At 65.5% G+C, this 24,328-nt stretch carries 23 protein-coding genes; 13 read left to right on the top strand and 10 right to left on the bottom strand.

Going from position 1 to position 24,328, the window contains the following annotated elements; genetic code table 11:
* Nucleotides 1–12: 12 nt before the first annotated feature.
* Nucleotides 13–1,740, bottom strand: coding sequence for a thiamine pyrophosphate-binding protein (locus F7R26_RS31695; protein ID WP_170301992.1), 1,728 nt, complete (start codon nucleotides 1,738–1,740; stop codon nucleotides 13–15).
* Nucleotides 1,741–1,858: 118 nt separating this feature from the next.
* Nucleotides 1,859–3,121, bottom strand: a complete 1,263-nt coding sequence (gene gabT, locus F7R26_RS31700; RefSeq protein ID WP_150991694.1) for a 4-aminobutyrate--2-oxoglutarate transaminase — start codon at nucleotides 3,119–3,121, stop codon at nucleotides 1,859–1,861.
* Nucleotides 3,122–3,607: 486 nt separating this feature from the next.
* Here gabT and F7R26_RS31705 point away from each other — a divergent pair, with 486 nt between their 5' ends.
* The 4 genes from F7R26_RS31705 (at nucleotide 3,608) to F7R26_RS31720 (ending at nucleotide 7,662) form a co-directional block, all read left to right on the top strand.
* A complete protein-coding gene (locus F7R26_RS31705; RefSeq protein WP_150991697.1) occupies nucleotides 3,608–4,357 on the top strand; it encodes a FadR/GntR family transcriptional regulator in 750 nt (249 codons plus the stop codon).
* A gap of 378 nt (nucleotides 4,358–4,735) precedes the next feature.
* Nucleotides 4,736–6,088, top strand: a complete 1,353-nt coding sequence (locus tag F7R26_RS31710; protein WP_150991700.1) for an MFS transporter — start codon at nucleotides 4,736–4,738, stop codon at nucleotides 6,086–6,088.
* Nucleotides 6,089–6,097: 9 nt separating this feature from the next.
* Entirely contained in the window at nucleotides 6,098–6,754 is a 657-nt protein-coding gene (locus tag F7R26_RS31715) for an RraA family protein (protein WP_150991703.1), read from the top strand.
* Complete coding sequence (locus F7R26_RS31720) at nucleotides 6,751–7,662, top strand: HpcH/HpaI aldolase/citrate lyase family protein (RefSeq protein WP_150991706.1); 912 nt, start codon at nucleotides 6,751–6,753, stop codon at nucleotides 7,660–7,662. Before F7R26_RS31715 ends, F7R26_RS31720 begins: the two co-directional genes overlap by 4 nt.
* A 36-nt stretch (nucleotides 7,663–7,698) precedes the next feature.
* On the opposite strand, the gene F7R26_RS31725 is transcribed toward F7R26_RS31720, so the two are convergent.
* From F7R26_RS31725 to F7R26_RS31740, 4 genes are all read right to left on the bottom strand, one after another.
* Nucleotides 7,699–8,730: a sensor domain-containing diguanylate cyclase gene (locus F7R26_RS31725; RefSeq protein ID WP_150991709.1), complete on the bottom strand. Its 1,032-nt coding sequence runs from the start codon at nucleotides 8,728–8,730 to the stop codon at nucleotides 7,699–7,701.
* 72 nt (nucleotides 8,731–8,802) lie between these two features.
* Nucleotides 8,803–9,180: a hypothetical protein gene (locus F7R26_RS31730; protein ID WP_150991712.1), complete on the bottom strand. Its 378-nt coding sequence runs from the start codon at nucleotides 9,178–9,180 to the stop codon at nucleotides 8,803–8,805.
* A gap of 74 nt (nucleotides 9,181–9,254) precedes the next feature.
* Nucleotides 9,255–9,608, bottom strand: coding sequence for a hypothetical protein (locus F7R26_RS31735; protein ID WP_150991715.1), 354 nt, complete (start codon nucleotides 9,606–9,608; stop codon nucleotides 9,255–9,257).
* A gap of 8 nt (nucleotides 9,609–9,616) precedes the next feature.
* Nucleotides 9,617–10,615 (bottom strand): LysR family transcriptional regulator, encoded by a 999-nt coding sequence (locus F7R26_RS31740; RefSeq protein WP_150991718.1) that lies wholly within the window; start codon nucleotides 10,613–10,615, stop codon nucleotides 9,617–9,619.
* 126 nt (nucleotides 10,616–10,741) lie between these two features.
* Between F7R26_RS31740 and F7R26_RS31745 the strand changes: the two genes are divergently transcribed.
* Complete coding sequence (locus tag F7R26_RS31745; RefSeq protein WP_150991721.1) at nucleotides 10,742–11,365, top strand: HAD family hydrolase; 624 nt, start codon at nucleotides 10,742–10,744, stop codon at nucleotides 11,363–11,365.
* Between the two features lie 202 nt (nucleotides 11,366–11,567).
* Here F7R26_RS31745 and F7R26_RS31750 read toward each other — a convergent pair whose 3' ends face one another.
* On the bottom strand, nucleotides 11,568–12,209 hold the full coding sequence (locus F7R26_RS31750) for a 4-carboxy-4-hydroxy-2-oxoadipate aldolase/oxaloacetate decarboxylase (RefSeq protein WP_150991724.1): 642 nt from the start codon (nucleotides 12,207–12,209) through the stop codon (nucleotides 11,568–11,570).
* Nucleotides 12,210–12,628: 419 nt separating this feature from the next.
* Between F7R26_RS31750 and F7R26_RS31755 the strand changes: the two genes are divergently transcribed.
* The 3 genes from F7R26_RS31755 to F7R26_RS31765 all read left to right on the top strand — a co-directional run bounded on the left by F7R26_RS31755 (nucleotide 12,629) and on the right by F7R26_RS31765 (nucleotide 15,374).
* A complete protein-coding gene (locus F7R26_RS31755) occupies nucleotides 12,629–13,342 on the top strand; it encodes a GntR family transcriptional regulator (protein WP_150991727.1) in 714 nt (237 codons plus the stop codon).
* A gap of 139 nt (nucleotides 13,343–13,481) precedes the next feature.
* Entirely contained in the window at nucleotides 13,482–14,342 is an 861-nt protein-coding gene (locus tag F7R26_RS31760; protein WP_150991730.1) for an NAD(P)-dependent oxidoreductase, read from the top strand.
* A 51-nt stretch (nucleotides 14,343–14,393) separates the two neighbouring features.
* Complete coding sequence (locus tag F7R26_RS31765) at nucleotides 14,394–15,374, top strand: Bug family tripartite tricarboxylate transporter substrate binding protein (protein WP_150991734.1); 981 nt, start codon at nucleotides 14,394–14,396, stop codon at nucleotides 15,372–15,374.
* A 21-nt stretch (nucleotides 15,375–15,395) separates the two neighbouring features.
* Here F7R26_RS31765 and F7R26_RS31770 read toward each other — a convergent pair whose 3' ends face one another.
* A complete protein-coding gene (locus F7R26_RS31770; protein ID WP_150991737.1) occupies nucleotides 15,396–16,310 on the bottom strand; it encodes a LysR family transcriptional regulator in 915 nt (304 codons plus the stop codon).
* Nucleotides 16,311–16,511: 201 nt separating this feature from the next.
* Here F7R26_RS31770 and F7R26_RS31775 point away from each other — a divergent pair, with 201 nt between their 5' ends.
* Nucleotides 16,512–17,474: a hydroxymethylglutaryl-CoA lyase gene (locus tag F7R26_RS31775; RefSeq protein WP_150991740.1), complete on the top strand. Its 963-nt coding sequence runs from the start codon at nucleotides 16,512–16,514 to the stop codon at nucleotides 17,472–17,474.
* A 154-nt stretch (nucleotides 17,475–17,628) separates the two neighbouring features.
* Here the strand turns inward: F7R26_RS31775 and F7R26_RS31780 are convergent, their stop codons facing one another.
* Nucleotides 17,629–18,078, bottom strand: a complete 450-nt coding sequence (locus F7R26_RS31780; protein WP_150991743.1) for a heavy metal-responsive transcriptional regulator — start codon at nucleotides 18,076–18,078, stop codon at nucleotides 17,629–17,631.
* Nucleotides 18,079–18,199: 121 nt separating this feature from the next.
* On the opposite strand from F7R26_RS31780, the gene F7R26_RS31785 reads away from it, so the two are divergent.
* The 4 genes from F7R26_RS31785 (at nucleotide 18,200) to ggt (ending at nucleotide 23,097) form a co-directional block, all read left to right on the top strand.
* A complete protein-coding gene (locus F7R26_RS31785) occupies nucleotides 18,200–19,165 on the top strand; it encodes an MBL fold metallo-hydrolase (protein ID WP_193692192.1) in 966 nt (321 codons plus the stop codon).
* A gap of 287 nt (nucleotides 19,166–19,452) precedes the next feature.
* Complete coding sequence (locus F7R26_RS31790; RefSeq protein ID WP_150991749.1) at nucleotides 19,453–20,013, top strand: cysteine hydrolase family protein; 561 nt, start codon at nucleotides 19,453–19,455, stop codon at nucleotides 20,011–20,013.
* A 340-nt stretch (nucleotides 20,014–20,353) separates the two neighbouring features.
* Complete coding sequence (locus tag F7R26_RS31795; protein WP_150991752.1) at nucleotides 20,354–21,202, top strand: MurR/RpiR family transcriptional regulator; 849 nt, start codon at nucleotides 20,354–20,356, stop codon at nucleotides 21,200–21,202.
* Between the two features lie 29 nt (nucleotides 21,203–21,231).
* A complete protein-coding gene (gene ggt / locus F7R26_RS31800) occupies nucleotides 21,232–23,097 on the top strand; it encodes a gamma-glutamyltransferase (protein WP_150991755.1) in 1,866 nt (621 codons plus the stop codon).
* A gap of 114 nt (nucleotides 23,098–23,211) precedes the next feature.
* Here ggt and F7R26_RS31805 read toward each other — a convergent pair whose 3' ends face one another.
* Nucleotides 23,212–24,255, bottom strand: a complete 1,044-nt coding sequence (locus F7R26_RS31805) for a rod shape-determining protein (protein ID WP_150991758.1) — start codon at nucleotides 24,253–24,255, stop codon at nucleotides 23,212–23,214.
* Between the last annotated feature and the right edge of the window lie 73 nt (nucleotides 24,256–24,328).

Below are 24,328 nucleotides of genomic sequence, written 5' to 3' on the forward strand. Positions count from 1 at the left end.
CCGTCGTGGCCATTACTTCGCGCCCGCTTGCCGGGCGAGTGCGTCCGAGCGGATCTGCGACAAGGTCATGCCCGGCGCGATGCCGTCCGCGTCATAGCGCAGCTCCAGCAAGGCGGGCAGCTGCCGGGTGTTGGCGAACGCAAGGGCACGTGCAAAAGCGGGACCGAATGCTTCATCGCTGGCGACAACTTCTCCATACCCGCGATAGGCGCGGATCAGTTCGCTGAACTCCGGATTGTCGAAGCCAAGCGCCACGGTGCGGCCCGGGAACTCGCGCTCCTGGTGCGCGCGGATGGTGCCCCAGATGCCATTGTTGAAGACCAGCACGACGATGCCGACGCGGTACTGCATGGCAACGCCGAGTTCCTGCAAGTTCATCTGGAAGCAACCGTCACCCGCATAGCAGATCACGGTGCGATCGGGGTTCTCGAGCTTGGCGGCAATGGCCGCCGGCAGGCCGTAGCCCATCGATCCCACGGTCGGCGCCAGGCTGGTGCCAACGCCCTTGAAGCGGTAGTAGGCATGCGGGTACAAGGCGTAGTTGCCCGCGCCAACGGTGATGCAAGCGTCCTGCGGCACGTTGTCGCGGACGTGGCAGGCAGCCACATTGAGGTTGAGGGCGCCCGGCGCGGCCTTGGGTTCCTGCTCGGCCAGGTAGACCTGATGGGCGTCATGCCCGGCGTTGCGCGCCCCCGGGGAACGCGATGGGGAGAGTTCGCTCACCGCGGCGGCAAACGAAACCACGTCCGCGGCAATCGGCAGCGTGGGATGGAACACGCGGCCAAGCTCATTGGCGTCGGGGTACACGTGGACCAGCCTCTGCTTCGGCAGCGGGCTTTGCACCACCGTGTAGCCCTCGCTGGTGGCCTCGCCCATGCGCGTGCCCACCGCGATCAGCAGGTCGCTTTCCTGTACGCGCTTGCGCAACGATTCGGGCATGGCCCAGCCCACATGCCCGGCAAAGTTCGGATGATGGTTGTCGAAGCACTCCAGGCGGCGCCAGGCCACCCCGACCGGCAGCGCGAAGCGCTCGGCAAACCCTTCCATCTGCCGCGACGCCTGCGGCGTCCAGCCCGATCCGCCCAGCAGCAGGAACGGGCGCTCCGCCTGCTCGATCAGCTCGGCCAGCGAGGCCACGGCGTCGGGCGTCGGCGCGCTATAGGCACGGCGGTAACGTGGCACGTCGGCCACCGTGGCCTTGCCCCACAGCGTGTCCTCGGGCAGCGCCAGCACGACTGGGCCGGGCCGCCCGCTGGTGGCTACCGCGAAGGCGCGTGCGATGAATTCGGGAATGCGCTCGGTGCGGTCGATCTGCGCCACCCATTTGGTCATCTGGCCAAACATGCGGCGGTAGTCGACCTCCTGGAACGCTTCACGCTCGTAGAAATCGTTGCCGACCTGGCCAACGAACAGGATCATGGGGGTCGAATCCTGGTAGGCGGTGTGCACGGCGATGCTGGCGTTGGTGGCGCCGGGGCCGCGCGTGACAAAGCAGATGCCGGGCTCGCCGGTCAGCTTGCCTTGCGCCTCGGCCATATAACCCGCCCCGCCTTCCTGCCGGCACACGATGGGCTGGATCTTGTCCTGATGGTCGTACAGCGCGTCGATGCAAGGCAGGTAGCTTTCGCCCGGCACCAGGAAGACGCGTTTCACGCCCTGGATAATCAGTTGGTCGATCAGGATCTGGCCACCGTTGCGCTCAGTGCGCGCCGGCAATGATTGCGGCGATTGCTTGTTCATGGTCGTGAATTCCGTTTTTGCGATCGCCGCCCGCTTCAGCTTGGGTGCGGCGATCCTTCGAAGTCTTGAATACGATGTTTGCGGGCTTGGGCTTTGGCTTGGGCTTGCGCGCAGGCAGTTACTGCAGGAGCGCGGCTTCCAGGATGCCCAGCCCTTCGTCCATCACGGCGTCAGGGATGGTCAGCGGGAACAGGAAGCGCACCACGTTGCCGTAGACACCGCAGGAGAGCAGCAGCAGGCCGCGCTCCAGGGCGCGGTCTTGCACTTGCCGCGTGAATTCGGGATTGGGGCTGCCGTCGGCCTTGCGGAACTCCACGGCAATCATGGCGCCCACGCCGCGGACCTCGCCGATCTCCGGCACGCGCGACTTCAGGCCATCCAGCTTGTCCTGCAACCGCTGGCCGAGCGCGGCGCCGCGCTCGATCAGCCTCTCGCTTTCCAGCACCTCCAGCACCGCCAGTGCCGAGGCCACCGCCAGCGGGTTGCCGGCGTAGGTGCCGCCCAGCCCGCCGGGGGCCGGCGCGTCCATGATCTCGGCCCGGCCGCAAACGGCCGACAAGGGCATGCCGCCGGCCAGGCTCTTGGCCATGGTGGTCAGGTCCGGCGTGACGTCGTAGTGCTCCATGGCAAAGAGCTTGCCGGTGCGGCCAAATCCGGTCTGCACTTCATCGGCCACCAGCAGGATGCCGTGCTCGTCGCAGATGCCGCGCAGCGCGCGCACGAACTCGGCCGGCGCCACGTTGAAACCGCCCTCGCCCTGGACCGGCTCGAAGATGATGGCCGCGACCCGCTTCGGGTCCACATCCGCCTTGAACAGCTGGTGCAGGGCGTTGATCGAATCCTGCACGCTCACGCCATGCAACCCGTACGGGTACGGCGCGTGGAACACGTCGCCCGGGAACGGGCCAAACCCCACCTTGTACGGCACCACCTTGCCGGTCAGCGCCATGCCCATCATGGTGCGGCCGTGGAAGCCGCCGGAGAAGGCAATGACGCCGGGGCGCCCGGTGGCCGCACGGGCAATCTTGATGGCGTTCTCGACGGCCTCGGCGCCGGTGGTGAAAAACGCGGTCTTCTTGGCGAACGCGCCCGGCGCGCGGGCGTTGATCTTCTCGGCCAGTTCGATATAGCTGGCGTAGGGAACGATCTGGTAGGCGGTGTGCGTGAAGCGCTCCATCTGCGCCTGCATGGCTTGCACCAGGCGCGGATGGCGGTGACCGGTATTGAGCACGGCGATGCCGGCCGCGAAGTCGATGTAGCGGTTGCCTTCGACATCCCACAACTCCGAGTTCTCGGCGCGCTCGGCATAGAAGTTGCACATCACACCAACGCCACGGGGCGTGGCGGCATCTTTGCGGCGTACCAGGTCTGCGTTCTTCATTGCATGCTCCATTGCATTGGTGTCCTGCTGTCTTGTCTGGATCTGGGCGGCGGCGCCGTGAGGGGCCGGCCGGGAAATCGGGGGAAAGCGCTTCGGGTCAGGCTTCAGGTCAGACCAGTGCGGCCCTCCGCATGGCGCTAAAGCCGCTTTTTGTGCCACCGCATTTGAAACTCAACAGGTGGCCGGACCAATTCTATGGCTTTCACAGAAAAATTGCCAAATCTTTTGATTTTTTGACTGGGTGGTCAGTCCAATTGAGGGTGATAGTTTCACGTTTTGCCCAGTACGCGCGCTGCGATGCGCGGGAAAGATGACCGATAGCACCCGGAGCGCATGCCCGGCTTGCTGCCAATCCGGGGCCAATTGGCCGGACCACTCCCGCTGGCGCCCCGGAAAGCCGGGCGAAACTCGCCCTGCCCCTTGAACAGACACCGGGTTTTGCTGTATTGATCAGGCCATCAGTCAATTTGCAGCGGCCTTGCCTTCATGTCCTTACTTCAAGCGGTTTCAGCGCAGCGCCTTTACCGGCTGATCGCCGACCAGATTGCCAAGAAAATCAGCGCAGGCGAGTTCGCCCCCGGCGAGCGCCTGCCCGCGGAGCGCGAGCTGGCCGAGCAGCTCAACGTCGCGCGCTCCACGCTGCGCGAAGCGTTGATCGCGCTCGAGATCGGCGGCTATATCGAGGTGCGCGTCGGCAGCGGCGTATTCGTGCTGGACCCCAAGGAGAACGGGCAAGCGGCCGTCAACGGCGCCGCGCCCGATCCGGCGGCCGAGATCGATGCCCGCCTGGGCGCGGCGCTGGAAGCCAGCCCGTTCGAGCTGATCGAGACGCGCACGCTGTTCGAACCGGAATGCGCGGCGCTGGCAGCCCAGCAAGGCACGCCGGAGCAGATCGCCGCGATCGAAGAGGCACACCGGAGGATGAACCCCGACCAGTCCCCGGAAGCTGGCGACTTCGCGCATGACCGGGCCTTCCACCAGGCCATCGCCGACGCTTGCGGCAATGCGGCACTGGCATCGGTGGTCACCCATGTATGGGATCTGTGTGAGGCCAGCCCCTTGTATAAGCGGCTCGACAAGCATTTTGTGGATGCGTCTGCCTGGCGCGCGGCGGTTGGCGAGCACGACCGCATCGTCAGCGCGATTGTGGCGCGGGACCCCATCCGGGCGCGCCACGCCATGTCGTTCCATCTGCTGGCGATCGTGTCGCGCTTGTCCGAGGACATCGCTGAGTAGGTCGGACAGCCCCTTTGCCGGGCCCGGGCAATCCGGGTCCGGGCGCACATCGCTGGTGCAAGCCAGGCCCGATCCGGCGCCTCCAGCCGCCCACTTTCGCACCAATTCCACCCGCGGACCTTAGCCAAAAGTGCCATTTAGTCACTTTTGTTGCTGGCACGTGGCTTGCGTTAACGAAGCCAAAGTGATGAAATTCGCCCCAACAGGCCGGACCACCTGCCCACCAGACCTAGAACAACTACCTATTACGCTTAATTTCTCGGCCATCTACGCTATATTGGTCTGACCACCCGAACAAAAAGACATCCAAAGCATCACCCCGCATCGGCCCCCTTACCTCACGCGTGCCCAAGCCTGCCCGCATTACTGGAAAGCCTCATGAACCCCGACCACGCCCCCACCCACCAGCCCGAAGCCGGGCGAGCGCCCCGCAACATGAAAAAGATTGCCGCGGCCAGCGTCATCGGCACCACGGTCGAGTGGTATGACCTGTTTATCTTCGCCACGGCCTCGGCCCTGGTCTTCAACAAGGTCTTCTTCCCGGCCTTCGACCCGCTCACCGGCACGCTGCTCGCCTTTGGCACCTTCGCATCGGCCTATCTGGCCCGCATCCTCGGCGCGGCGCTGTTTGGCCACTTCGGCGACAAGGTCGGCCGCAAGTCCATGCTGCTGATCTCACTCATCATGATGGGCTCGGCCACCTTTGCCATCGGCCTGCTGCCGGACTACCGCTCGATCGGTATCTGGGCGCCCATCCTGCTGCTCACCTTGCGCGTGATACAGGGCCTGGCCCTGGGCGGCGAGTGGGGCGGCGCGGTGCTGATGGCGGTGGAACACGCCCCGGCCGACAAGCGCGGCCTGTACGGATCGTGGGTGCAGATCGGCGTGCCCGCCGGCACGCTGATCGCCAACCTGGCGTTCCTGCTCTGCAATGCCGTGCTGTCGAATGAGGCGCTGTTGTCCTGGGGCTGGCGCATTCCGTTCCTGGCCAGCGTCTTGCTGGTGGGCGTGGGCATGTACATCCGCCTGAACACGTCGGAAACGCCGTCGTTCAGCAAGGTCAAGGCCACCGCCGCGCAGGTGAAGATCCCGCTGGCGGAAGTGCTGACGAAATCTTGGAAGCAAGTCCTGCTGGGCGGCATCGCGACGATGTCGACCGGCACGGCCTTCAACCTGATCGTGGCGTTCGGGCTGACGTACGGCACGCAGACGCTCGGCTTCTCCCGCAACCAGATGCTCACCATCGCGCTGATCTCATGCGCGCTGTGCGTCGTGCTGCTGCCGCTGTTTGGCCTGCTGTCGGACAAGGTGGGCCGCAAGCCGGTGATCATCGGCGGCATCATCGCCGAGGCGCTGCTTGCCTTCCCGCTGTTCTGGCTGCTGGACACCAAGGTGTTCTCGTTCGCCCTGCTCGGCTACCTGCTGATGATGAGCGCCTTCGCGGCCAACTACGGTCCGATCGCCACATTCCTGGCGGAGTTGTTCGGCACCAAGGTGCGTTACTCGGGCCTGTCGATCAGCTACATGCTGTCCGGGCTGCTGGGGAGCGCCGCCACGCCGATCATCACCACCGCGCTGCTGTCCGCCACGGGCCGCGGCTCCTCCGTTGCCTGGTACATGATCGGCTCCGCGCTGATTTCCGCCGCCGCGCTGTTGCTGCTGGCCGAGACGCTCGGCAGGCATGCCCCGGCGGCGGCCACCGGAGTGGACGCCACCACCTCGCTGTCCTGAGTGAGCGCCATGCAAGCCAAACTTGACACGGCGCTGCTGCGCCAGCTTGAACGCGTGAGCTTCCCCACGCTCGGGCATTTCCTTGAAGACGGCTTTGCCAGCCACGAGATCCGCGCGCTCGCGCCCAACGTGAAGGTCGTTGGCCGTGCCGTCACGCTGCGCCTGGCCACGCCCAACGCCATCGCCGTGAACCGGGCGCTGGCCAGCCTCACGCCCGGCGATGTGCTGGTGATCGACGCCTGCGGCGACCATGCGCATGCCCCCGTTGGCGCCGTCACCGGCACCGCAGCCTTGTGCGCCGGCGCCAGGGGCATCATCGTCGACGGCGTGGTGACGGACATCCTGGAGCTGCGCGCCATGGGGATGCCGGTATTCGCGCGCGGCACCAGCGTCCTGACCACCAAGCGCATCGACGACGGCGGCAGCGCCGTCAATGAGCCGGTGATCTGCGGCGGCGTCACCGTCAACCCAGGAGACATCGTGCTGGCGGATGACAACGGCGTGCTGTTCCTCGCGCCGGATGTCGCCGCCGCCATCATCGACCAGGCGCTGGCTTCCGATGAAGCCGAGCCGGCGATCCTGGCCCGCCTGCAGGCGGGTGAGCCGACCAGTGCCGTGCTGTTCCAGGGCGCTGGACACGCGCCCGCCACGAGAGAAACGCCATGAGCACCCAAGCGACAAGACGGCCGCCAGGATTGCGGCGCAGCTGGCTGTTCGTGCCCGGCCTGGACCCCGTGCGCCAGCAGGCGGCCCTGGAGAGCGGGCCGGATGTGGTGGTCGCCGACCTGGAGGAATTCACCAGCCCCGCAGACCGTCCCGCGGCGCGCGCGCGGATCGCCGCCCTGATGGGCGAATGCCGGGCGCGCGGCATTGTCGGCGCCGTGCGCGTCAACAAGCTGGATGGCGATGGGCTGGAAGACCTGCGCGGCGTGCTGCCCGGCGCGCCCGCGGCGATCCTGCTGCCGCACACCGAGTCGGGCGCGCAGATCCTGGCGCTCGACCAGCTGATCACCGGCCTTGAGCGCGAGCTTGGCTTGCCGCATGGCCACACCGAGATCGTGCCGACGCTGGAATCCGCGCGGGGCATCGTTGCCGCGCCCGCCATCCTGTCGGCCAGCCCGCGCGTCAGTGCCTGCCTGCTGGCGGCCGAAGACCTGAGCGCGGATCTCGATGCGGTGCGCGGCCCGGACGGCGTCGAGCTGCATCATGTGCGCGCGCGCTTCCTGGTGGACTGCATTGCCGCAGGCTGCGTGCCGATCGACTGTCCGTTCAACTACCAGGATGCCACGGCGCTGGCGGAGGACCTCGCCTGGGCCAGGCGGATCGGGCTGAAGGCGAAATGCACGGTGTTCCCGCATCAGGTCGCCGCGATACACGCCGCGCTGACGCCATCGGCGCAGCAGGTCACGCAGGCGCAAAACAGGGTTGGCAGGTATGAGGCGGTGCGCGACGGCAAGCCCGCGCAGGGCCCGCGCATCGATTCGCCGGACTACAACACGGCACGCCGCCTGCTGGCGCGCCATGCCGGGTTCGTGCAATGGGCGCAGGCCTGCGCAGGCACGGCGGCCAGCTAGCGGGTTAGCGGTTTAGCCAGTCAGCGAGTTGCCCATCTAGATGATGACCACCTTGTTCCTGCCGTCGGCCTTGGCCATATAGAGCGCGCGGTCCGCAAGCGCGAACCCCTCGCGAGACCCGGGCTCGACGGCGCCCTTCTTGCGCGCCAGCGAGGCGCCGATGCTCAGCGTCACGCTGCCGAACGGCGAGCCGCGGTGCTCGATCTTCAAGCGCTCCACGCTCAGGCGCAGGTCTTCCAGCGCCGTCTCCAGCGCTGGCCGTGGCGCGCCGCACAGCAGCAGCCCGAACTCTTCCCCGCCCAGGCGCCCGGCGAGCATGCGATGCGCATCGGCAATCGATTGCAGCACCGATGCGACCTCGCGCAAGCAGGTGTCGCCCGCCGGATGCCCGTAGGCGTCGTTGTATCGCTTGAACCAGTCGACGTCGACCATGACCGCGCCGATTTCTTCTCCGTCGGCGGTTTCATGCCATCTGCGGCGAACGCTCTCCAGCATGGCGCGCCGGTTGAACAGTTGCGTGAGCGGATCGATCGCGGTGGCAGTGCGCAGCTTCAGGTCGTTCTCTACCATGGCACGCAGGTGCCTGAAGACCTCGCACTGCGCCAGGGTGATGCGGTGCGGCGCCGAATCCATCGCGCAGAGCGCGCCGACGACCGTGCCACAGGGCCCATTGATCGGGATCGCTGCGTAGAAACGCACGAAGGGGAAGCATCTGACCAGCATGCATTCGCCAAAGCGTGGATCGGCCAGCGCGTCCTCAAGCACGAACAGGTCGCCGTGCCGCACCACATGATCGCAAAGCGAGTGCTTGCGCGAGATAGGCGAAAGCGGCATGCCCACCGCGCCCCGATAGTGCTGGTGCTCCTCGTCGAGCAACGTAACCGCCGTCATGGCGGCACCCGTCGCATTCTTCAGGATCGCGGCGGCATGGCGAAAGCACTCGCGGATCACCTGGTCATCGTGCAGCAGCCAGTCGATGACCGACGGCTCGGCATGCTGCCCGCTGGCGTCAATCTCGTCCGGCAGCAGCCTGCTGGCGGGGCGGTCGTATTCGGTGGCGAGGCGCAAGGTCTACTTTCGAAATCAGCGGGTGCCCCTCCTAACGGCGAGCCATCCGCAAACTTGAATGCCCTGCGCCGGTCAGTCCGAGCGCCCCGGCAGCATGATGGGGCCATCCTGATCGTCGCTGCCGTCCATCACCACCAGCGCATCGCCAGCCCAGAACACCTCCGCCAACGGCACGCCGGACGCCGATGCCTGGCCGATCTGCTTCCCGTCGGCGGTGTACACCCGCACATAGCCGTTCACATAGTAGAGCTTGTCCGAGCCTTGTCCCGGAAAGGCCATGGTCGGCACCCAGCTACGCCAGCTGGCCAGCTTGTATTTCTGATAATAGAAGGCCCCGTTGGGGCTGTATGCCTTGCCGCCATAGGCCACGCCGTAATAACAATAGAGATATGCGGGGTAAGCCAGGATGGCGATTGCCGCGGCGGCAATTAGAAGAGACTTTTTCTTCATGTCTTGTTAAGTGATTGCCCCGACCGAGGGATTGCCCGCACGCCAACGGGCCAACTGGCCAACGCGCCAGCGCGTCAACGTGCGGCCTGCCTCACCGGGACGAAGACCTCCCAGTGCTGGGTCCAGCCGCCTGCGGTACGCGGGCAGCGCACCGCTACGCTCTGGCTGGACAGCCCCTGGCTTTTCGGCGCCCATTGCACACCCAAGGCCGTGGCGCAGCGGGGCACCAGCACCTTGTTGTTCGGCTCGCCCGCTACCCAGCGGGTGCCCGCTTGCTGGTTCTGCGCAGCCACGAACGCCGCGGCAGCCTGCTGCATCTGCGCCAGATCCTGAATAGGAGGCGGATTGTACGGCACAGGCCCGCGGGCCTGTACCGCCGTGCATGCCAGCCCGAGCGCAAGCGCCGCCATGGCACTGCGCATCGGCATGCCGGGCCTCATGATCGCTCCCCTTGCGCAAGCGTTGCCTTGTGCTGGCGCCGGGCGCGCGCGTGCAGGCGGCGCAGTATCACGTCAAAGGACTCCAGCTGCCGGTTGATCTCCGCCTGGCCTTGCTCCACCAGGTAGCCGCGGAAGGCGACCGCCACGCGCGGCAGGCGCACGCCCGGCAGGTTCAGTACGTACCAGTCGCGCTCGATGGGATTGCCTTGCAGCGGCAACAGCCCGATCAGCCCGGCCTGGAATTCCAGTGTGCAGGCGTGCAGGGAGAGAAATGCAAGCCCCAACCCTGCCGACACCATCCGCTTGATCGCCGCGTTGCTGGACAGCTCGGAGCCCAGGGGCAGCCGCAGGCCGGCCTCCCTGAACAGCCGCTCCACGGTATTGCGCGTGCCGGAGCCGCGCTCGCGCACCAGCAGGTTCTCCGCCACCAGGTCCTGCAGCGTGAGATTGCGGCGCGCCATCAAAGGATGGTCCGGCGCCGCGATGAATGCCATGGGGTGCTTGGCGAACGGCGTCGCCTGCGTGCGGATGTCCGTGGGTGGCCGGCCAATGATGGCAAGGTCGATCTCGTGCATGGCCAGCATCCGCACGATCTCCTCGCGGTTGCCCACATGGAGCTTGATCTTGACATCGGGCTGGTCCGCGGTGAATGCCACCAGCATCGAGGGCAGCAGGTACTCCGCCGTCGTGATGGCGCCGACCCGCAGCGTGCCGGCCAGGTTGCCCTTGAGCGCCGCCACCTCCTCGGTGGCTTCGCGCCACAGCCGCAGGATCTGACCGGCGTAGCCCGCCATCACCTCACCGGCGGGCGTGAGCTGCGCGCCCCGGCCCGCGCGCTGCAGCAGCGGCGCCCCAATCGCTTCCTCAAGCAGCTTGATCTGCAGCGACACCGTTGGCTGCGTGATGTGCAATTCCTCCGCCGCGCGGGAAACGCCGCCCAGGCGGGCAATGGCATCGATGGCGTTGAGCTGCCGGAAGGTGGTGGTGCGATTCATAGTAGAAAACCTATTGGTCGGTTTTATAAACCAATTTTTCAATATGAAGCGGCTACCTTATAGTGCCCTGGCCGGAAACGCAATCGCGTCCGCGTATCGAAAACGTACTGCATAGGGAGAAGAAAAATGTCGCTGGAATTGCTGGTGCTCACCCTGGACGATGTACTCATCCGCGCGGACGAACTGCGCAAGTCCGGCTTCGGCGCAGCACCGCGAGAACGCGATGCCCCACTCCACTCGCATGAGGATGCTTGCAGCGGCGCGCGTGCCGGCATGCCGGCCGGAATCCGTGCCCAGGCCATGCAGCTCATGCGCAGCGCGGAGCTGGGCGGCGCGCGGCTGGCGCTTGCCGCGCCGGTCCCATCGCGCGCGCTGCACATCCTGCTCGATAGCGCCATCGGCCCGGACTGGATGGGCCGCTTTACTGTCGTCGCCACCGCGGACGCGCTGCTGCCCCGGGAAACCGAGATCGAGCTTTACCGGCTGATCCTGCGCACCGCCGACGTGCCCGCGCACCGCGCCTTGCTGGTCGGCGCCACGCCGAGCAGCCTGCGCGCCGCGCAAGCCGTCGGCATGCACACAGCCAGTGTCCAGCCGGCGTATGACGATGCGCCGCGCCAGGCAGGGGCATCCGCCGTGCTGTCAGGATCGCCGGATGCGCTCTGGCCGGACTTCCACGCGTTGGAGTGCATGGTGGACGGCAAGCGGCGGCCGGAGCCGCTCGCAGCAATTTGTCTTGACTTGTCTTGATACTTCTTGATCCAAGCTCGACCTCGCTTTCCCAACGAAAGGCGTGGCGTCTATCTTGCCGGCTTGATTGCCGTGATGAACACTAGCGCCTTGAATGGCAAAAAGGGGCACAACTGTGCCCGCTGACTGCGCCCCCTAACTGCGACCCTATGCTGCCCCGAGCCGCTGCGGCGTACTTGCCGCCGCGCAGCGCTGCCCGCCATCAAACCAGCCCGTAGCGCTGCAACGTATCTCCCAGCCCGAGCAGCTCGACCATCGTCTTGCCCTTCTCCAGCTCTTCGCGGATCTTCGCTTCCTTCAGCTCCCGGTCGGCGCTCCTGGCAATCACGCTGTCTACCTCGTTCGCATCGACCACCACCAGGCCATCGCGGTCGCCCACGATGATGTCGCCGGGATTCACCACCACGCCGCCAAGGCACACCGGCACGTTTACGCGGCCGGGCTGATGCTTGTTGGTGCCTTTGATCGACAGCCCACGGCAGAAGACCGGGAACCCCATCTCGATGATGGCGTTGCCGTCGCGTACCGAACCGTTGACCACAAGCCCGGCAAGGCCGAGCTTCTGCGCGGCGAGCGTGAGCAGGTCGCCCCATGGGCCGGCTTCGAGATAGCCCTTGGCGTCGACCACCAGCACGTCGCCCGGCCTGGTCTTGGTCAGCGCGTAGTGAATCATCAGGTTGTCACTGGGGCGCAGGTCCACCGTCACTGCTGGCCCGGCCATGCGCAAGGTGGGGTCCAGCGGCTTGAGGCCAACGTCGACCGCGCCCTTCTGCCCTTGCGCCTCGTGAATCGTGGCCGCGCCGAGCGCCTTCAGGCGCGTGATCTGTTCCGGGGAGATGGTCATGGCTTTCCTTTCGTTTCCTTTGGTGTCTTGAAGTCGAGGGGCTCTTGCGGCCGCCTGCTTGTCCGCCCGCGCCTGCAGCGCGCTTGCGACCCCCTGATAATACAAAAAAAGTACAATAAAAAGCAAGAAAAGGATTTGACAAGAAAAATACAGCTAAAAAACAGAGTAACACCCCGCATTCGGCGGGGAAGAATACAAACTGAATACATAGCGCAATGAAAGGTGCGCAATACACCTCATCCAGGCAACGGGCATTCCCGCCCGCCACCCTCAGGGCCGTTTTCCGGGGCCGACACGTGGTCTGATACGATTGCCGCCGCGCATGGTGTGCACGCTTGCGCGCAATTTGCATCCCAGTCGCGCCGAGGACATCGCGCGCCGCCCGGCATGGGCACGCCCCGGAAAGAACAAAGCCAGCTATGAAAAAAGGAAGCGAACAGACTTACGAGCAGCTGAAAAAGCGCATCGTGGCGGGTCACTACACCGCGGGCACGCAGCTGAAGGAAGAGCACATCGCCGAGGAAATGGGCGTCAGCAGGACGCCCGTGCGGGCCGCGCTCAAGCGCCTGATCGACGACGGGCTGGCCGTGGCGCAGACCGGCCGCGGCGTGTTTGTCGCGGGCTGGACGCGCTGGGACATCGAGGAGATGTTCAGCCTGCGCGCGCTGCTGGAGCCGTACGCGGCCAGGCTTGCCGCCGAGCGGGCGGATGCGCAGACCATCACCGCGCTCAAGGCTTGCAACGCACGCATGGCCGCCGTGATCGAAGCCGGCGCCAAAGGGGATGACGCCATCGCGGAAATACAGGCGGCGAACAGCGCCTTTCACCGCCTGCTGCTGGAGGCATCCGGCTCCAACCGCCTGAAGTCCATGCTGGAGACGATGATCGACATGCCGGTCATCGTCCGCTCGTTCTTCCTCTATGAACTCGATGACCTCAGGCGCAGCCTGCATCATCACCAGGACATCGTGCTGGCGATGGAGCTGCACAACGGCGAGCTGGCCGCGCAGCTTATGTCGGTCCACCTCCATATCTCCAACCAGCGCTTCATGAGCCGCCGCCTGGACTCGGCGCCGGCGGGGTTGCCGCACGATGCCGACGCCGGCGACGAAGCCGCCGACAAAACAAATTGAGTACAAATCCGGCGCGACCCTGCAAAAAAAGTCGTCAGATGCGCCGAAAAATTAGAGGTATACCCGTAGGCTAGTCATTTCAGATTGTTGCGACTGTTTTTTTTATGTACTCTTGGCCGAAATCAGCCAGGAGATAGTCTTGAACATCGCAATCATTGGCCTGGGGGAAGTCGGCCGTTGCTACGCCACCGCCCTGGCAAGCCTGCCGGGCGTGAAGCTCCACCTCTGCGACACCCATCTCTCGCCCGCAGGCAAGGAACTCGCCACCGCCCGGGGCCTTCCCGTCCATGCGGATATCGGCCCCTGGCTCGCCTCGGCGGACTGGGTCTTGTCCTGCGTATTCGGATCGGCTGCGCTGGCCGTGGCGGGCAACTGCCATGCGCACATGAAAGCAGGCGCAAGCTACGCGGACCTGACGACCGCCAGCCCCGAGGACAAACGCAAGGCCGCCGCCGCGGCATCCGCATCCGGGCTCGCGTATGTCGACGTGGCCGTGATGGGCGCCATCTCGCTGTCGCTGCATCGCACCCCGCTGCTTTGCGCCGGGGCATCCGCCGCCGAATTCTGCAAGCTGGTCAACGCGGCCGGCGGCAAGGCCGAAGCCGTGGAAGGCGGCGTGGCCGGTGATGCGATCTCGCTGAAGATCCTGCGCAGCGTCTTCACCAAGGGCATGGAGGCCCTGTCCGTGGAACTGCTGATGGCCGCCGAGAAGCAAGGCGTGCGCGACAAGCTCTATGGCGTGCTGCGCGACATCGATGAAGCGCCGCTGGCCGGCTTTATCGACATGCTGGTCCGCACCCACACCATCCACGCCCGGCGCCGCACGCACGAGGTGGTGGAAGCGCAAAAAGAACTCGCAAGCGCCGGGCTTGCCTCACTGGTCCTGCCCGGTGTCGAAGCGCGCTTCAGGGCCACGGCCACGGCGCTGGATGCGCATCCCATCCAGGACAACCCCACGATCCAGGACGCGCTTGGCTGGCTGCTGTCCAACCAGCCATAGCCGGCCCCCTCGCTGCGCCCGAATCCGCTTTCAAAATAAAAAGGAGACACCATGCACAAACTCGCCCATGCGTTGCTGGCGACGGCCATTGTTTTGCCCGCCATCGCGGCCACGCCCGCGCTGGCTTCGGACACCTATCCCGGCAAGCCGATCCGGATGATCGTTGGCTTCCCGCCCGGGGGCTCGGCCGACATCAACGCGCGCATCGTCGCGCAGGGCCTCGGCAAGCAGCTGTCCACCTCCGTCGTGCCGGACAACAAGCCCGGCGCCGGTGGCAACATCGCGGCAACGGAAGCCAAGCGCGCCACGGCCGATGGCTACACCATCTTCTACAGCACCTCCGCCGTGGTGCTGGCCCCGGCGCTGTACCAGAACGTGCAATTCGATACGTTCGCGGATTTCGTGCCGGTCTCGCTCACCGCCATCGTGCCGCTGGTCCTGGTCACCACGCCAGGCCTGCCGGTGAAGAACGTGCATGAACTGGTGGCCTACGCCAAGGCAAACCCCGGCAAGCTGAACTACGCGTCATCTGGTGCCGGCGCCTTGCTCCATCTCGGCGGCGCGCTCTTTGCCAAGGAAACCGGCATCCAGGTCACCCATGTCGCCTACAAGGGCAGTGCGCCGGCGATCACCGACCTGATCGCGGGCTCGACGCAGTTCATGTTCCTGCCGCTGAGCGACGCCCAGCCGCTGATCAAGGGCGGCAAGCTGAAAGCCCTGGCCATCACCAGCGCCAAGCGCTCGACGCTGCTGCCGGAGATCCCGACGATCAAGGAAGCGAGCGGGATGAGCGCCCTGGAAATGGGCGCGTGGCAAGGCATCCTGGTGCCAAAAGGAACGCCGGAGCCCATCGTCAGGCAACTGCGGGAAGCAACCGACAGGACATTGAAAGACGAGGCGGTGCGCGCCAAGCTGATCGCCCAGGGCTCCGACATCCTCGGCGGCACGCCCCAGCAATACACGGCCTACATGAAGAGCGAGGCCACGCGCTGGGGCCAGATCATCAAGGAGTCTGGCGCCAAGGTGGAATAAGCCTGCCGGGCGGGGATCCGGTCAGGGCACGCCGGCCTGCCGCAGATGCTCCCCGAGAAGCCGCGCGGCGGTTGACAAGGGCACGCCCGAGCGCGTTGCCAGCAGAAGCCGCCGGCTGGCCCAAGCGTCCGACAAGCCGACCATATGCAGCCCCAGCGCCTTGGCCTGGGCGCGGCACACGGCTTGCGGCAGGACGCCTACGCCAAGGTCGGCCGCAATCATCTGGCACATCGCGTCGAAGCTGCGGACCTGGATGCGAAGCCGAAGCGGCCGCCCGGCCTGCTCCGCCGCGCGCGAGGTCAGCTCCAGCAACGCACTGCCGCGATTGAGCCCGACCATGTCGTACTCCAGGCAGCTCGCGAAATCGACGCGCCGCTTGCGCGCAAGGGGATGGCGGCGCGAGCACAGCAGCACCAGCGTGTCGGTCTGGAAATCGCTGATGTCCAGGCCATCCGTGGGCGTGCCTTCCGATAACACGCCGATATCCGCCAGGCCGTCCACCAGCGCGCGGGCGATATCGCCGCTGAGTTGCTCCTCGACTTCCACATGAACCCCCGCATGCTGCGCCAGGAAGGTGGCAAGCCTGGCAGGCAGGAACTCCGTCAGGGCGGACATATTGGCCCACAGCCGCACATGGCCCAGCAAGCCGCGTGAATGGTCCTGCAGCTCCGCGCTGAAGCGCTCGAAGCCCTGGAACAGGCGCATGGCATGCTGCATGGCCATATGGCCCACGGGCGTGAGCGTCACCCCCTTGGACGTGCGCTCCAGCAACTGGAAGCCCGTGGTTTCCTCGAAATCCGACAAGCGCCGGCTGGCCGCCGACAGGGCCAGGTGGCAGGCGGCCGCGCCTTGCGTGATGCTGCCGGTCTGCACGACCGCGCAGAACAGGCGCAGCGTCACGAAATCTACTCGGGCGGGATTGAGAGGCCAGGTCATTGGCGCATTCTAGCCCGGGTCCTTCGCGTTTTGCGAAGCCGGATTGTGGAGATCGCAATTCCGCCAGCGGCGCCGCACCCATAGAGTGGCGGGGACGGCCCGAGCCAAGACGACGGCACCACGGCTTGGCGAACACAAGCCGGATCAAGCCGCCGGTGGCCGGCCGGCGCGTCATCCGCAACCCGCAAAAGGAGTGCAAGCATGCATCACGGCCAAGGCATCCGCCTGCAGTTCAATGAAGTGGCGACCCGCGACGGTTTCCAGATGGAGTGCGATTTCATCGAGACGGATGACAAGGTCGCCCTGCTCGACGCGCTGGGCGGCCTGGGCTTCGCCAAGATCGAAGTCACGTCGTTCACGTCGCTTAAGGCCATCCCGGCGCTCAAGGATGCCGAGGCGGTCATGCAGCGTATCCGGCGCGCGCCCGGCGTGGTGTACACCGCGCTGGTGCCGAACGTGCGCGGTGCAGAGCGCGCGCTGGAGTCCGCCACCGACGAGTTCAACCTCGTCATGTCGGTGAGCGCGACCCACAACCTGGCCAACCTGCGCATGACGCAAGCGCAATCGTTGAGCCAGCTGCAGGACGTGATCGCGCTCGCCACGCAACGCGGCGTGCCGGTGAACGTCTCGCTGTCCTGCGTATTCGGCTGCCCGATGGAAGGCGAGATCGCGGCCGAAGCTGTGCTTGGATGGGTCGCTCGCTTTGCCAGCCTGGGCGTGCACGGCATCACGCTATGCGACACCACCGGCATGGCGTACCCCAACCAGGTACAGGCCCTGTGCGAGGCCGCGCAGGCACGCTTTCCCAGGCTCGAATTCACTGCCCATTTCCACAACACGCGTGGCATGGGCCTGGTCAATGCAGTGGCCGCCGTGCAAGCCGGCATCCGCCGCTTCGACACGTCGCTTGGGGGCATCGGCGGCTGCCCCTACGCGCCCGGCGCCACCGGCAACGTCGCCACCGAAGACATGGTGCATCTGTTCGACTGCATGGGCTATGACACCGGCATGGACTTGCCCGGCTTGCTCGGCGCTGCCGCCACCCTGCGCCAGCTGCTCAAGCACGACCTGCCCGCGCAGGTTTCGCAGGCCGGGCCGCGCCTGACGCGTCACGCCCCGCCGGCGGATTTCGCGGATATTCGCCGGCGTGCTCTTGCGCGCTGAGCCTGGCCGGGATTTTGACGTCCAGCCCGTCCTGCAGCACCCGGTAATGCGCTTGCACTCCGCGACCGCTGATGGTGGGTCGTGTGGCCGGAACATGAGAACCATCGAGAAGTGCATCGCGAGAGTCGAGGAGAACGCGCCTTGTCCGACGGTGTCATCGCTTGCCGGGGCGCGGTGAGATTCTCTTGTCCGTATGCAACTTGTCCTGATGGATCACGGGAACTTTAGTCGCGGATGCCATGGTGACCGGAGCGCCCGGAGGACAAGATAAGGCGTTGGCCGTTGCGACCAACTCCTTTCTCAAGGACTGAAGCGCCTTGATATGGGCATCGATTTGTCCGATCTTGGCGCTCAAGCGTTGCTCTATCTCGGCCCGGCCAAACCTGCCGTCAATCAGTTGCGGGATGATTTCCCGAATCTCGGCAAGCGAGAACCCGAGCGTTTGCGCGCTACGGATGAATTGAATGTGCCGAACGGCCTGGGTGTCGTATGAACGATAGCCATTGCCCAGCCTAGCGGGCGGCGCCAACAGTCCCACCTTTTCGTAGTGACGCAGGGTATCTGTAGTCGTGCCAACTGCCTTCGCCAACTCGCTGATGTTCACCTGTGACCCCCGTCAAACGCGACGTCCCTGATTTGTCTTGACCTTGGAGTCTACACCAAGGTTTAAGGTGCGCGTGGGATGCACTCCGCAGCATCCCGGAACCATCGACAAAGGTGACGCCATGTTTCGTATGCTTGTTCTTCTACTGCTGTCTGCTATTGCCATGCCTGCTATCGCCGACAATGGCTCGGCACCAGGCAGCCCATCGACTTCGGGCCAACCCAAGGTAGCTTTTGCGATCATCAGAACCGCGGAGCTATCCGTTACCGAGGCCTTGGTCTACTCCGGCGGGAGCTTCGCGCGCAAGGTGAGCAATAACTTCTCCGCGTTCCTGGTGAAACACGGCACTGACACGCTGCTGTTTGACGCAGGGCTGGGCTCGAAGGTGGCCGATCAATATCGGCAAGATATGCCTTGGTGGCAAAGCCTGTTTTTCAAGTACGAGAATCCGGTGGCCCCGGTGATCGACCAGCTATTGCGCGCCGGCATGGCACCCGTGCAAACGATTATCCTGAGCCACAGTCACTGGGATCATGCCAGCGGCATTAGCGACTTCCCGAATGCCACGGTGCTGGTGCATCCCGCGGAGCTGTCGGTGATCAGGCGCCCTACCGCTGGCGTCGGCGGCAGCTGGCCCTCGCAAGTCAGCGCGCAATCGATCAAATGGAAAAGCTTGGCATTCGAACCGGTGTCATACAAAGGGTTCGCGAACAGCCTGGATCTCTATGGAGACGGCACGGTCGTGCTCGTTCCTCTTCTCGGTCATACCCCCGGTTCGATCGGCATGTTCATCGCTGTCGACTCCGGTGCACAGTACTTCCTGGTGGGCGATGCAGTCTGGAATGCGAAGGCATTGAAGCTTGGCAGCCCGAAGTTCTGGGCAGCACGTTGGTTGGTGGATGGCGACATTGAACAAACCCAGGACGCGGTGGATCAGATTCGCGCGCTGGCGGGCAGGCATCCGGATATTGTCGTGGTTCCGGCGCACGATGGGCCGGTACAGACGTCACTGGGATACTTCCCAGCCTGGGTGGAATGGGGTGACGTTCAGGCCGGCGCCTTCCCCATGCCGTGCAGACTCTCCTGACGCGGCACGCCCCGCCGGCGGACTTCGAGCACATTCGCCAGCGTGCGCTTGCGCGCTGAGCCTGCGCGGGATATTGACGCCCAGCCGGGCCTGCTGCATGATCCGCAGATGCACTTCCCGGCTCTCCACACCTCGACCACTATCACTACCACGACCGCTGATGGCGGGTCGTGTGGTCGGACCATGAGCCAGGAATAAGCCGCTCAAGTCTTCACCCCAAGGCCCCGCCAGCGATGGACGGGGCCTTTTGGTTTCTGCGCCCGCGCTGGCATCACAGGAGAAACACCATGCCAAGCAGTGCAAGCGCCGGACGTTCCGCCCTGTTGATCATCGACATGCAGGTCGGCATGTTCAACGGTCCGCAGAAGCCCTATGAAGGGCAGCGCGTCCTCGCCACCATCAACACGCTCATCGCGAAAGCCCGCGAAGCGGGCGCGCCCATTTTTGCCGTGCGCCACACCGGCCCGCTGGGATCTCCACTGGAGCCCGGCAGCGCGCTGTCGCAACTGCTTCCCGAGCTTGCGGTGGATGCCGTGACGGACACGGTGTTCGATAAAGCCCGGCCCAGCTGCTTTGCCGGAACCGGGCTGGCAGGCTGGCTGGCGGATGCCGGCGTTGCCGAACTGGTCATCGCCGGCATGAAGACGGAGTACTGCGTCGACACGACTTGCCGTGCCGCCGCGGAGCTAGGCTTCAGGCCGGTGCTGGTCGCGGACGGACATACCTGCATGGACACGCCGGTGCTGCCGGCGCAGGCCATCATCGCGCATCACAACCGGACGTTGAGCGGGCCGTTCGTGCAACTGGTGAGCGCGGCGGACTGCCTGTTCGTACAACAATCAGCATAACAATCAACGCCGCGTCGATAGCCTCGAGATGCGTTCGTCCGGTGTTCGTGGATGGCGACAAGGTCGTCGTGCGCTGTCCGAGGCGGTCCGCGGCGGCACTTTGTAACGTACGCTACAAAAAATCTGAAGGCTGAGCCGGGTGCTGCACTGACAAACAAATACGCTCAGCGTCCATCAGGCGAAACCGAGGGTTTCTACGCGGTCTTGCCGAGCTACCCAAATGATATTCTCGCCTTTGTTTTACGTTCTGTAATATCTATTACATCATGCTGCCGCACCGCATAGTGGCCCGGCAGTCCCTTTTTCGGAGAGCAGGTTGGCCAGGTTATCAATCAGGGAAATGCTGGCAGACCAGGGCGCCGGCTTCACCGCGGCGGAGCTGAAGGTAGTGGAAACGCTGCTCGCCAGCTACCCGAGTGCCGCGCTGACCTCCATCTCCAACCTCGCGGGACAAGCCGGGGTCAGCGATCCCACTGTGTACCGGATGGTCGTGAAGCTGGGATTCGACGGCTACCCGTCATTTCAGCGAGCGCTGCTGGCGGAGGTCGACGAGGCAATGAATTCGCCGCTGTCCCGGCTCGGCGCACCGGGCGACGCAGCACTCGGAGAAGACTTCCAGAAGGGGGCGCTGGCAAGCCTGGCGATATCGGTCGAGCGCGTGGCGCAGCACGCTTCGCCGGAGGACTTCAACATCGCCGTCGAGTTGCTTGGCAATGCGCGGTCCGCCGTGTTCTGCACCGGCGGACGATCGAGCTTGTTCCTCGCCTCGCGGCTCGCGTCGCACCTGACGCATATCCGGCCCAAGGTCCGCCTCGTCGAGCCTGCCCTGGAGCGGGCGAACGAGGTACTGGTCGACATCGGGCCAGACGATGCGCTGGTCGTTTTCGATTACCGCCGCTATCAGAAAAGCGTCATCGACTTTGCCGCCGCGGCGCATCGCCAGGGCGCAAGGATCATCCTGTTTACCGACGAGTGGAAGTCGCCGATTGCCGGCTTCGCCACGGCCACGCTAAGCAGTTTTGTGCAGACCGGCTCGCCGTTTGATACCAAGGTACCCGCGCTGGCGCAATGCGAGACCTTAATTGCCGCGCTCATCGCCCGCTTTCCCGAGGAGGCAAGGCGCCGGCTCGAAGCCATCGAGGCCGTACGCAGCTCTGCCACCCCCGAGGGGGCAAGCATCGATTTCTAGAATGCCTTTCCTTTCAGGAGAAAAATGAAATGGCCACTCAGCAGTTTTCATTGATACGTCGGGGCAGCCCGCTGGCGTTGGCGCTCGCCCTGCTAAGCGCGTGCTCGACGCAGACCGGGGTGTCCTCGACACCGCCGGCCACAACCGCTCCCACGGCAACTGCCCTGCCCGCGGCACCGGAAGTCTCGTCCGGCTACCGGCCGGGCATGACGACCACCTACGCCGACAAGCACATGGCCGCGGCCGCCAATCCTCTGGCCACCGAAGCCGGCCGCAAGATCCTGCGCGCGGGCGGCACGGCCATCGATGCGGCCGTTGCCATGCAGGCAGTACTGACGCTGGTCGAGCCGCAAGCCACCGGCATCGGCGGCGGCGCCTTCATCATGTACTGGGACGGCAAGCGCGTGCAGGCTTATGACGGCCGCGAGACCGCGCCCGCCGGCGCCGGCGAGAATCTCTTCATGCGCCCCGACGGCAAACCCATGAGCTTCAGCGAAGGGCAGATCGGCGGGCGCTCGGTGGGCACCCCCGGCGTGCTGCGCGCGCTGGAACTGGCGCACCGCCAGCATGGCAAGCTGCCCTGGGCCAAGCTGTTCGAGCCGGCCATCGCGCTGGCAGAGCAGGGTTTCCCGATTTCGCCGCGCCTTTATACGCAGATCGCCGCCGACAAGTTCCTTCCGGCCTCGCCCGAGATGGCAACCTACTTCCTGACGCCGGACGGCAAGCCCAGGCCGGTCGGCACCATGCTGAAGAATCCGGCGCTGGCCAAGACGCTGCGCGAGATCGCGCGGCGCGGGCCAAACGTGCTTTATACCGGCCCGATTGCCAGTGAGATCGTCAAGCAGGTCAACGGCAGCGCCAATCCGGGCTCGCTCTCGCTGGCTGACCTGAAGGATTACCGCGCCAAGGAGCGCGCGCCCATTTGCAGCGACTACAAGCGCTGGAAGATCTGCGGCATGCCGCCGCCTTCATCAGGCGGCATCGCGATCGCGCAGATGCTCGGCGCCTTGCAGGCACTGGAGGCCAGGAACCCGAAATACGCGCTCGCCGCGCTCAAGCCGAAACAGGTCGCAACGCCTGCCGGTGTCGAGCCGGGCATCGACGCCGCGCACGCCATTTCCGAGGCCGGGCGCCTGGCCTATGCGGACCGCGGCCTCTATGTGGCGGACTCGGATTTCGTGCCCGTCAACGTGGCGGGGCTGCTCAGCCGCGACTACCTGGCAAGCCGCGCTAGCCTGATCGGCGAGAAGAGCATGGGCAAGGCGGAGGCTGGCGTGCCACCTGGCGCCACAGTCGCGCTGGCGCCGGACCGCTCGCCGCCGCGCGTGTCCACCTCGCAGATCGTCGCGGTGGATGACGCGGGCGGCGCGATTTCCATGACCACCACCGTGGAGAGCTATTTCGGCTCGCACCTGATGGTGCGCGGCTTCGTGCTGAACAACCAGCTCACCGACTTCTCCTTCGTGCCGAGCGAGAACGGCAAGCCCGTCGCCAACCGCGTGCAGCCCGGCAAGCGCCCGCGCTCGTCGATGGCGCCCACGCTGGTGTTCGACCGCGACAGCGGCAAGCTGGTTGCAACCGTGGGTTCGCCCGGCGGCTCGCAGATCATCGAGTACGTCTCCAAGACGCTGGTGGGCCTGCTGGACTGGAACATGGACGTGCAGGCGGCCATCAACATGCCCAACTTCGGCAGCCGCAACGGGCCGACGGAGCTGGAAGCCGGCCTGGTCAGCCCGGCCCTGGTGCAGGGCCTGAAAGACCGTGGGCATGAGGTCGCGCAGATCGAGATGACCAGCGGCACGCAGGCCATCATGCGCCGCCAGCGCCCCGATGGCACGTGGGCCTGGGCCGGCGGTGCCGACCCGCGCCGCGAGGGGGTGGCACTGGGGGATTAAGCGCGGTTGCGCAATGGTGCTGCTGCTGGTGCTATCGGTGCTTTCGAAGCACCGGAACTACAACGAAGAAGGCCGGCCCGAGGGCCGGCCTTCTTCGTTGCGACCTGCGAGCCGTTACTCGTAGGAGAAGAAGCTGCCGAGCTTGTCCATGCGATCGAGCGCCATGCCCGCGCCCCGCACCACGCACGTCAGCGGATCATCGGCCACCAGGACCGGCAGGCCGGTTTCCTCGGCCAGCAGGCGATCCAGGTCGCTCAGCAGCGCGCCGCCACCGGTAAGCATCATGCCGCGCTCGGCAATATCGGCGCCGAGTTCCGGCGGGGTCTGCTCCAGCGCGATCTTGACCGCCGACACGATCTGGTTAAGTGGTTCGGTCAGCGCTTCCAGGATTTCGTTGGACGATACCGTGAAGGCACGCGGGATGCCTTCGGACAGGTTGCGGCCCTTGACCTCCATTTCGCGGACGTCGGAACCCGGGAAAGCCGAGCCGATCGTCTTCTTGATGGCCTCGGCGGTCTGCTCGCCAATCAACATGCCGTAGTTGCGCCGGATGTAGTTGACGATGGCCTCGTCGAACCGGTCCCCGCCCACGCGGATGGAACCCTTGTAGACCATGCCGCCCAGCGAGATCACGCCGACCTCGGTGGTGCCGCCGCCGACATCCACCACCATCGAGCCGGACGGCTCCGACACCGGCAGCCCCGCGCCGAGCGCGGCCGCCATGGGCTCCTCGATCAGGTAGACCTGGCTGGCGCCGGCGGCCAGCGCGGATTCGCGGATGGCGCGGCGCTCGACCTGGGTCGAGCCGCACGGCACGCAGATGATCATGCGGGGTGATGGCCGCAGCAGCTTGGTGTCGTGCACCATCTTGATGAACTGCTTGAGCATCTGCTCGGTGACCCGGAAGTCGGCGATCACGCCATCTTTCATCGGGCGGATGGCCTCGATGTTGCCAGGTACCTTGCCCAGCATCTGCTTGGCTTCCTTGCCCACCGCCTCGATGGTCTTCCTGGGATTGGGGCCGCCCTGCTGGCGAATCGCGACCACCGAGGGCTCATCGAGGACGATGCCCTTGTCGCGCATGTAGATCAGGGTGTTGGCGGTGCCGAGGTCGATCGCGAGATCGTTGGAGAAGTAGCTACGGAGAAATCCAAACATCAGGAAACTTTCATCTGGTGGTTCGCAAGCATGCGAACCGGCGGGCGCCAGTTCTGGCGACAAGCAGGCTATG

The sequence above is a fragment of the Cupriavidus basilensis genome (genome assembly GCF_008801925.2).
In the GTDB taxonomy this organism is placed as follows: Bacteria; Pseudomonadota; Gammaproteobacteria; order Burkholderiales; family Burkholderiaceae; genus Cupriavidus; species Cupriavidus basilensis.

What these genes read in the sequence shown, in the direction of transcription:
- F7R26_RS31705 (WP_150991697.1), top strand. Translation starts at nt 3,608, where the DNA reads ATGTCCTTACTTCAAGCGGTTTCAGCGCAGCGCCTTTACCGGCTGATC.
- F7R26_RS31730 (WP_150991712.1), bottom strand. Translation starts at nt 9,180, where the DNA reads ATGAAGAAAAAGTCTCTTCTAATTGCCGCCGCGGCAATCGCCATCCTG.
- gabT (WP_150991694.1), bottom strand. Translation starts at nt 3,121, where the DNA reads ATGAAGAACGCAGACCTGGTACGCCGCAAAGATGCCGCCACGCCCCGT.
- F7R26_RS31770 (WP_150991737.1), bottom strand. Translation starts at nt 16,310, where the DNA reads ATGACCTGGCCTCTCAATCCCGCCCGAGTAGATTTCGTGACGCTGCGC.
- F7R26_RS31805 (WP_150991758.1), bottom strand. Translation starts at nt 24,255, where the DNA reads ATGTTTGGATTTCTCCGTAGCTACTTCTCCAACGATCTCGCGATCGAC.
- F7R26_RS31755 (WP_150991727.1), top strand. Translation starts at nt 12,629, where the DNA reads ATGAAAAAAGGAAGCGAACAGACTTACGAGCAGCTGAAAAAGCGCATC.
- F7R26_RS31775 (WP_150991740.1), top strand. Translation starts at nt 16,512, where the DNA reads ATGCATCACGGCCAAGGCATCCGCCTGCAGTTCAATGAAGTGGCGACC.
- F7R26_RS31765 (WP_150991734.1), top strand. Translation starts at nt 14,394, where the DNA reads ATGCACAAACTCGCCCATGCGTTGCTGGCGACGGCCATTGTTTTGCCC.
- F7R26_RS31695 (WP_170301992.1), bottom strand. Translation starts at nt 1,740, where the DNA reads ATGAACAAGCAATCGCCGCAATCATTGCCGGCGCGCACTGAGCGCAAC.
- ggt (WP_150991755.1), top strand. Translation starts at nt 21,232, where the DNA reads ATGGCCACTCAGCAGTTTTCATTGATACGTCGGGGCAGCCCGCTGGCG.
- F7R26_RS31795 (WP_150991752.1), top strand. Translation starts at nt 20,354, where the DNA reads ATGCTGGCAGACCAGGGCGCCGGCTTCACCGCGGCGGAGCTGAAGGTA.
- F7R26_RS31735 (WP_150991715.1), bottom strand. Translation starts at nt 9,608, where the DNA reads ATGCCGATGCGCAGTGCCATGGCGGCGCTTGCGCTCGGGCTGGCATGC.
- F7R26_RS31720 (WP_150991706.1), top strand. Translation starts at nt 6,751, where the DNA reads ATGAGCACCCAAGCGACAAGACGGCCGCCAGGATTGCGGCGCAGCTGG.
- F7R26_RS31790 (WP_150991749.1), top strand. Translation starts at nt 19,453, where the DNA reads ATGCCAAGCAGTGCAAGCGCCGGACGTTCCGCCCTGTTGATCATCGAC.
- F7R26_RS31710 (WP_150991700.1), top strand. Translation starts at nt 4,736, where the DNA reads ATGAACCCCGACCACGCCCCCACCCACCAGCCCGAAGCCGGGCGAGCG.
- F7R26_RS31750 (WP_150991724.1), bottom strand. Translation starts at nt 12,209, where the DNA reads ATGACCATCTCCCCGGAACAGATCACGCGCCTGAAGGCGCTCGGCGCG.
- F7R26_RS31715 (WP_150991703.1), top strand. Translation starts at nt 6,098, where the DNA reads ATGCAAGCCAAACTTGACACGGCGCTGCTGCGCCAGCTTGAACGCGTG.
- F7R26_RS31745 (WP_150991721.1), top strand. Translation starts at nt 10,742, where the DNA reads ATGTCGCTGGAATTGCTGGTGCTCACCCTGGACGATGTACTCATCCGC.
- F7R26_RS31785 (WP_193692192.1), top strand. Translation starts at nt 18,200, where the DNA reads ATGTTTCGTATGCTTGTTCTTCTACTGCTGTCTGCTATTGCCATGCCT.
- F7R26_RS31740 (WP_150991718.1), bottom strand. Translation starts at nt 10,615, where the DNA reads ATGAATCGCACCACCACCTTCCGGCAGCTCAACGCCATCGATGCCATT.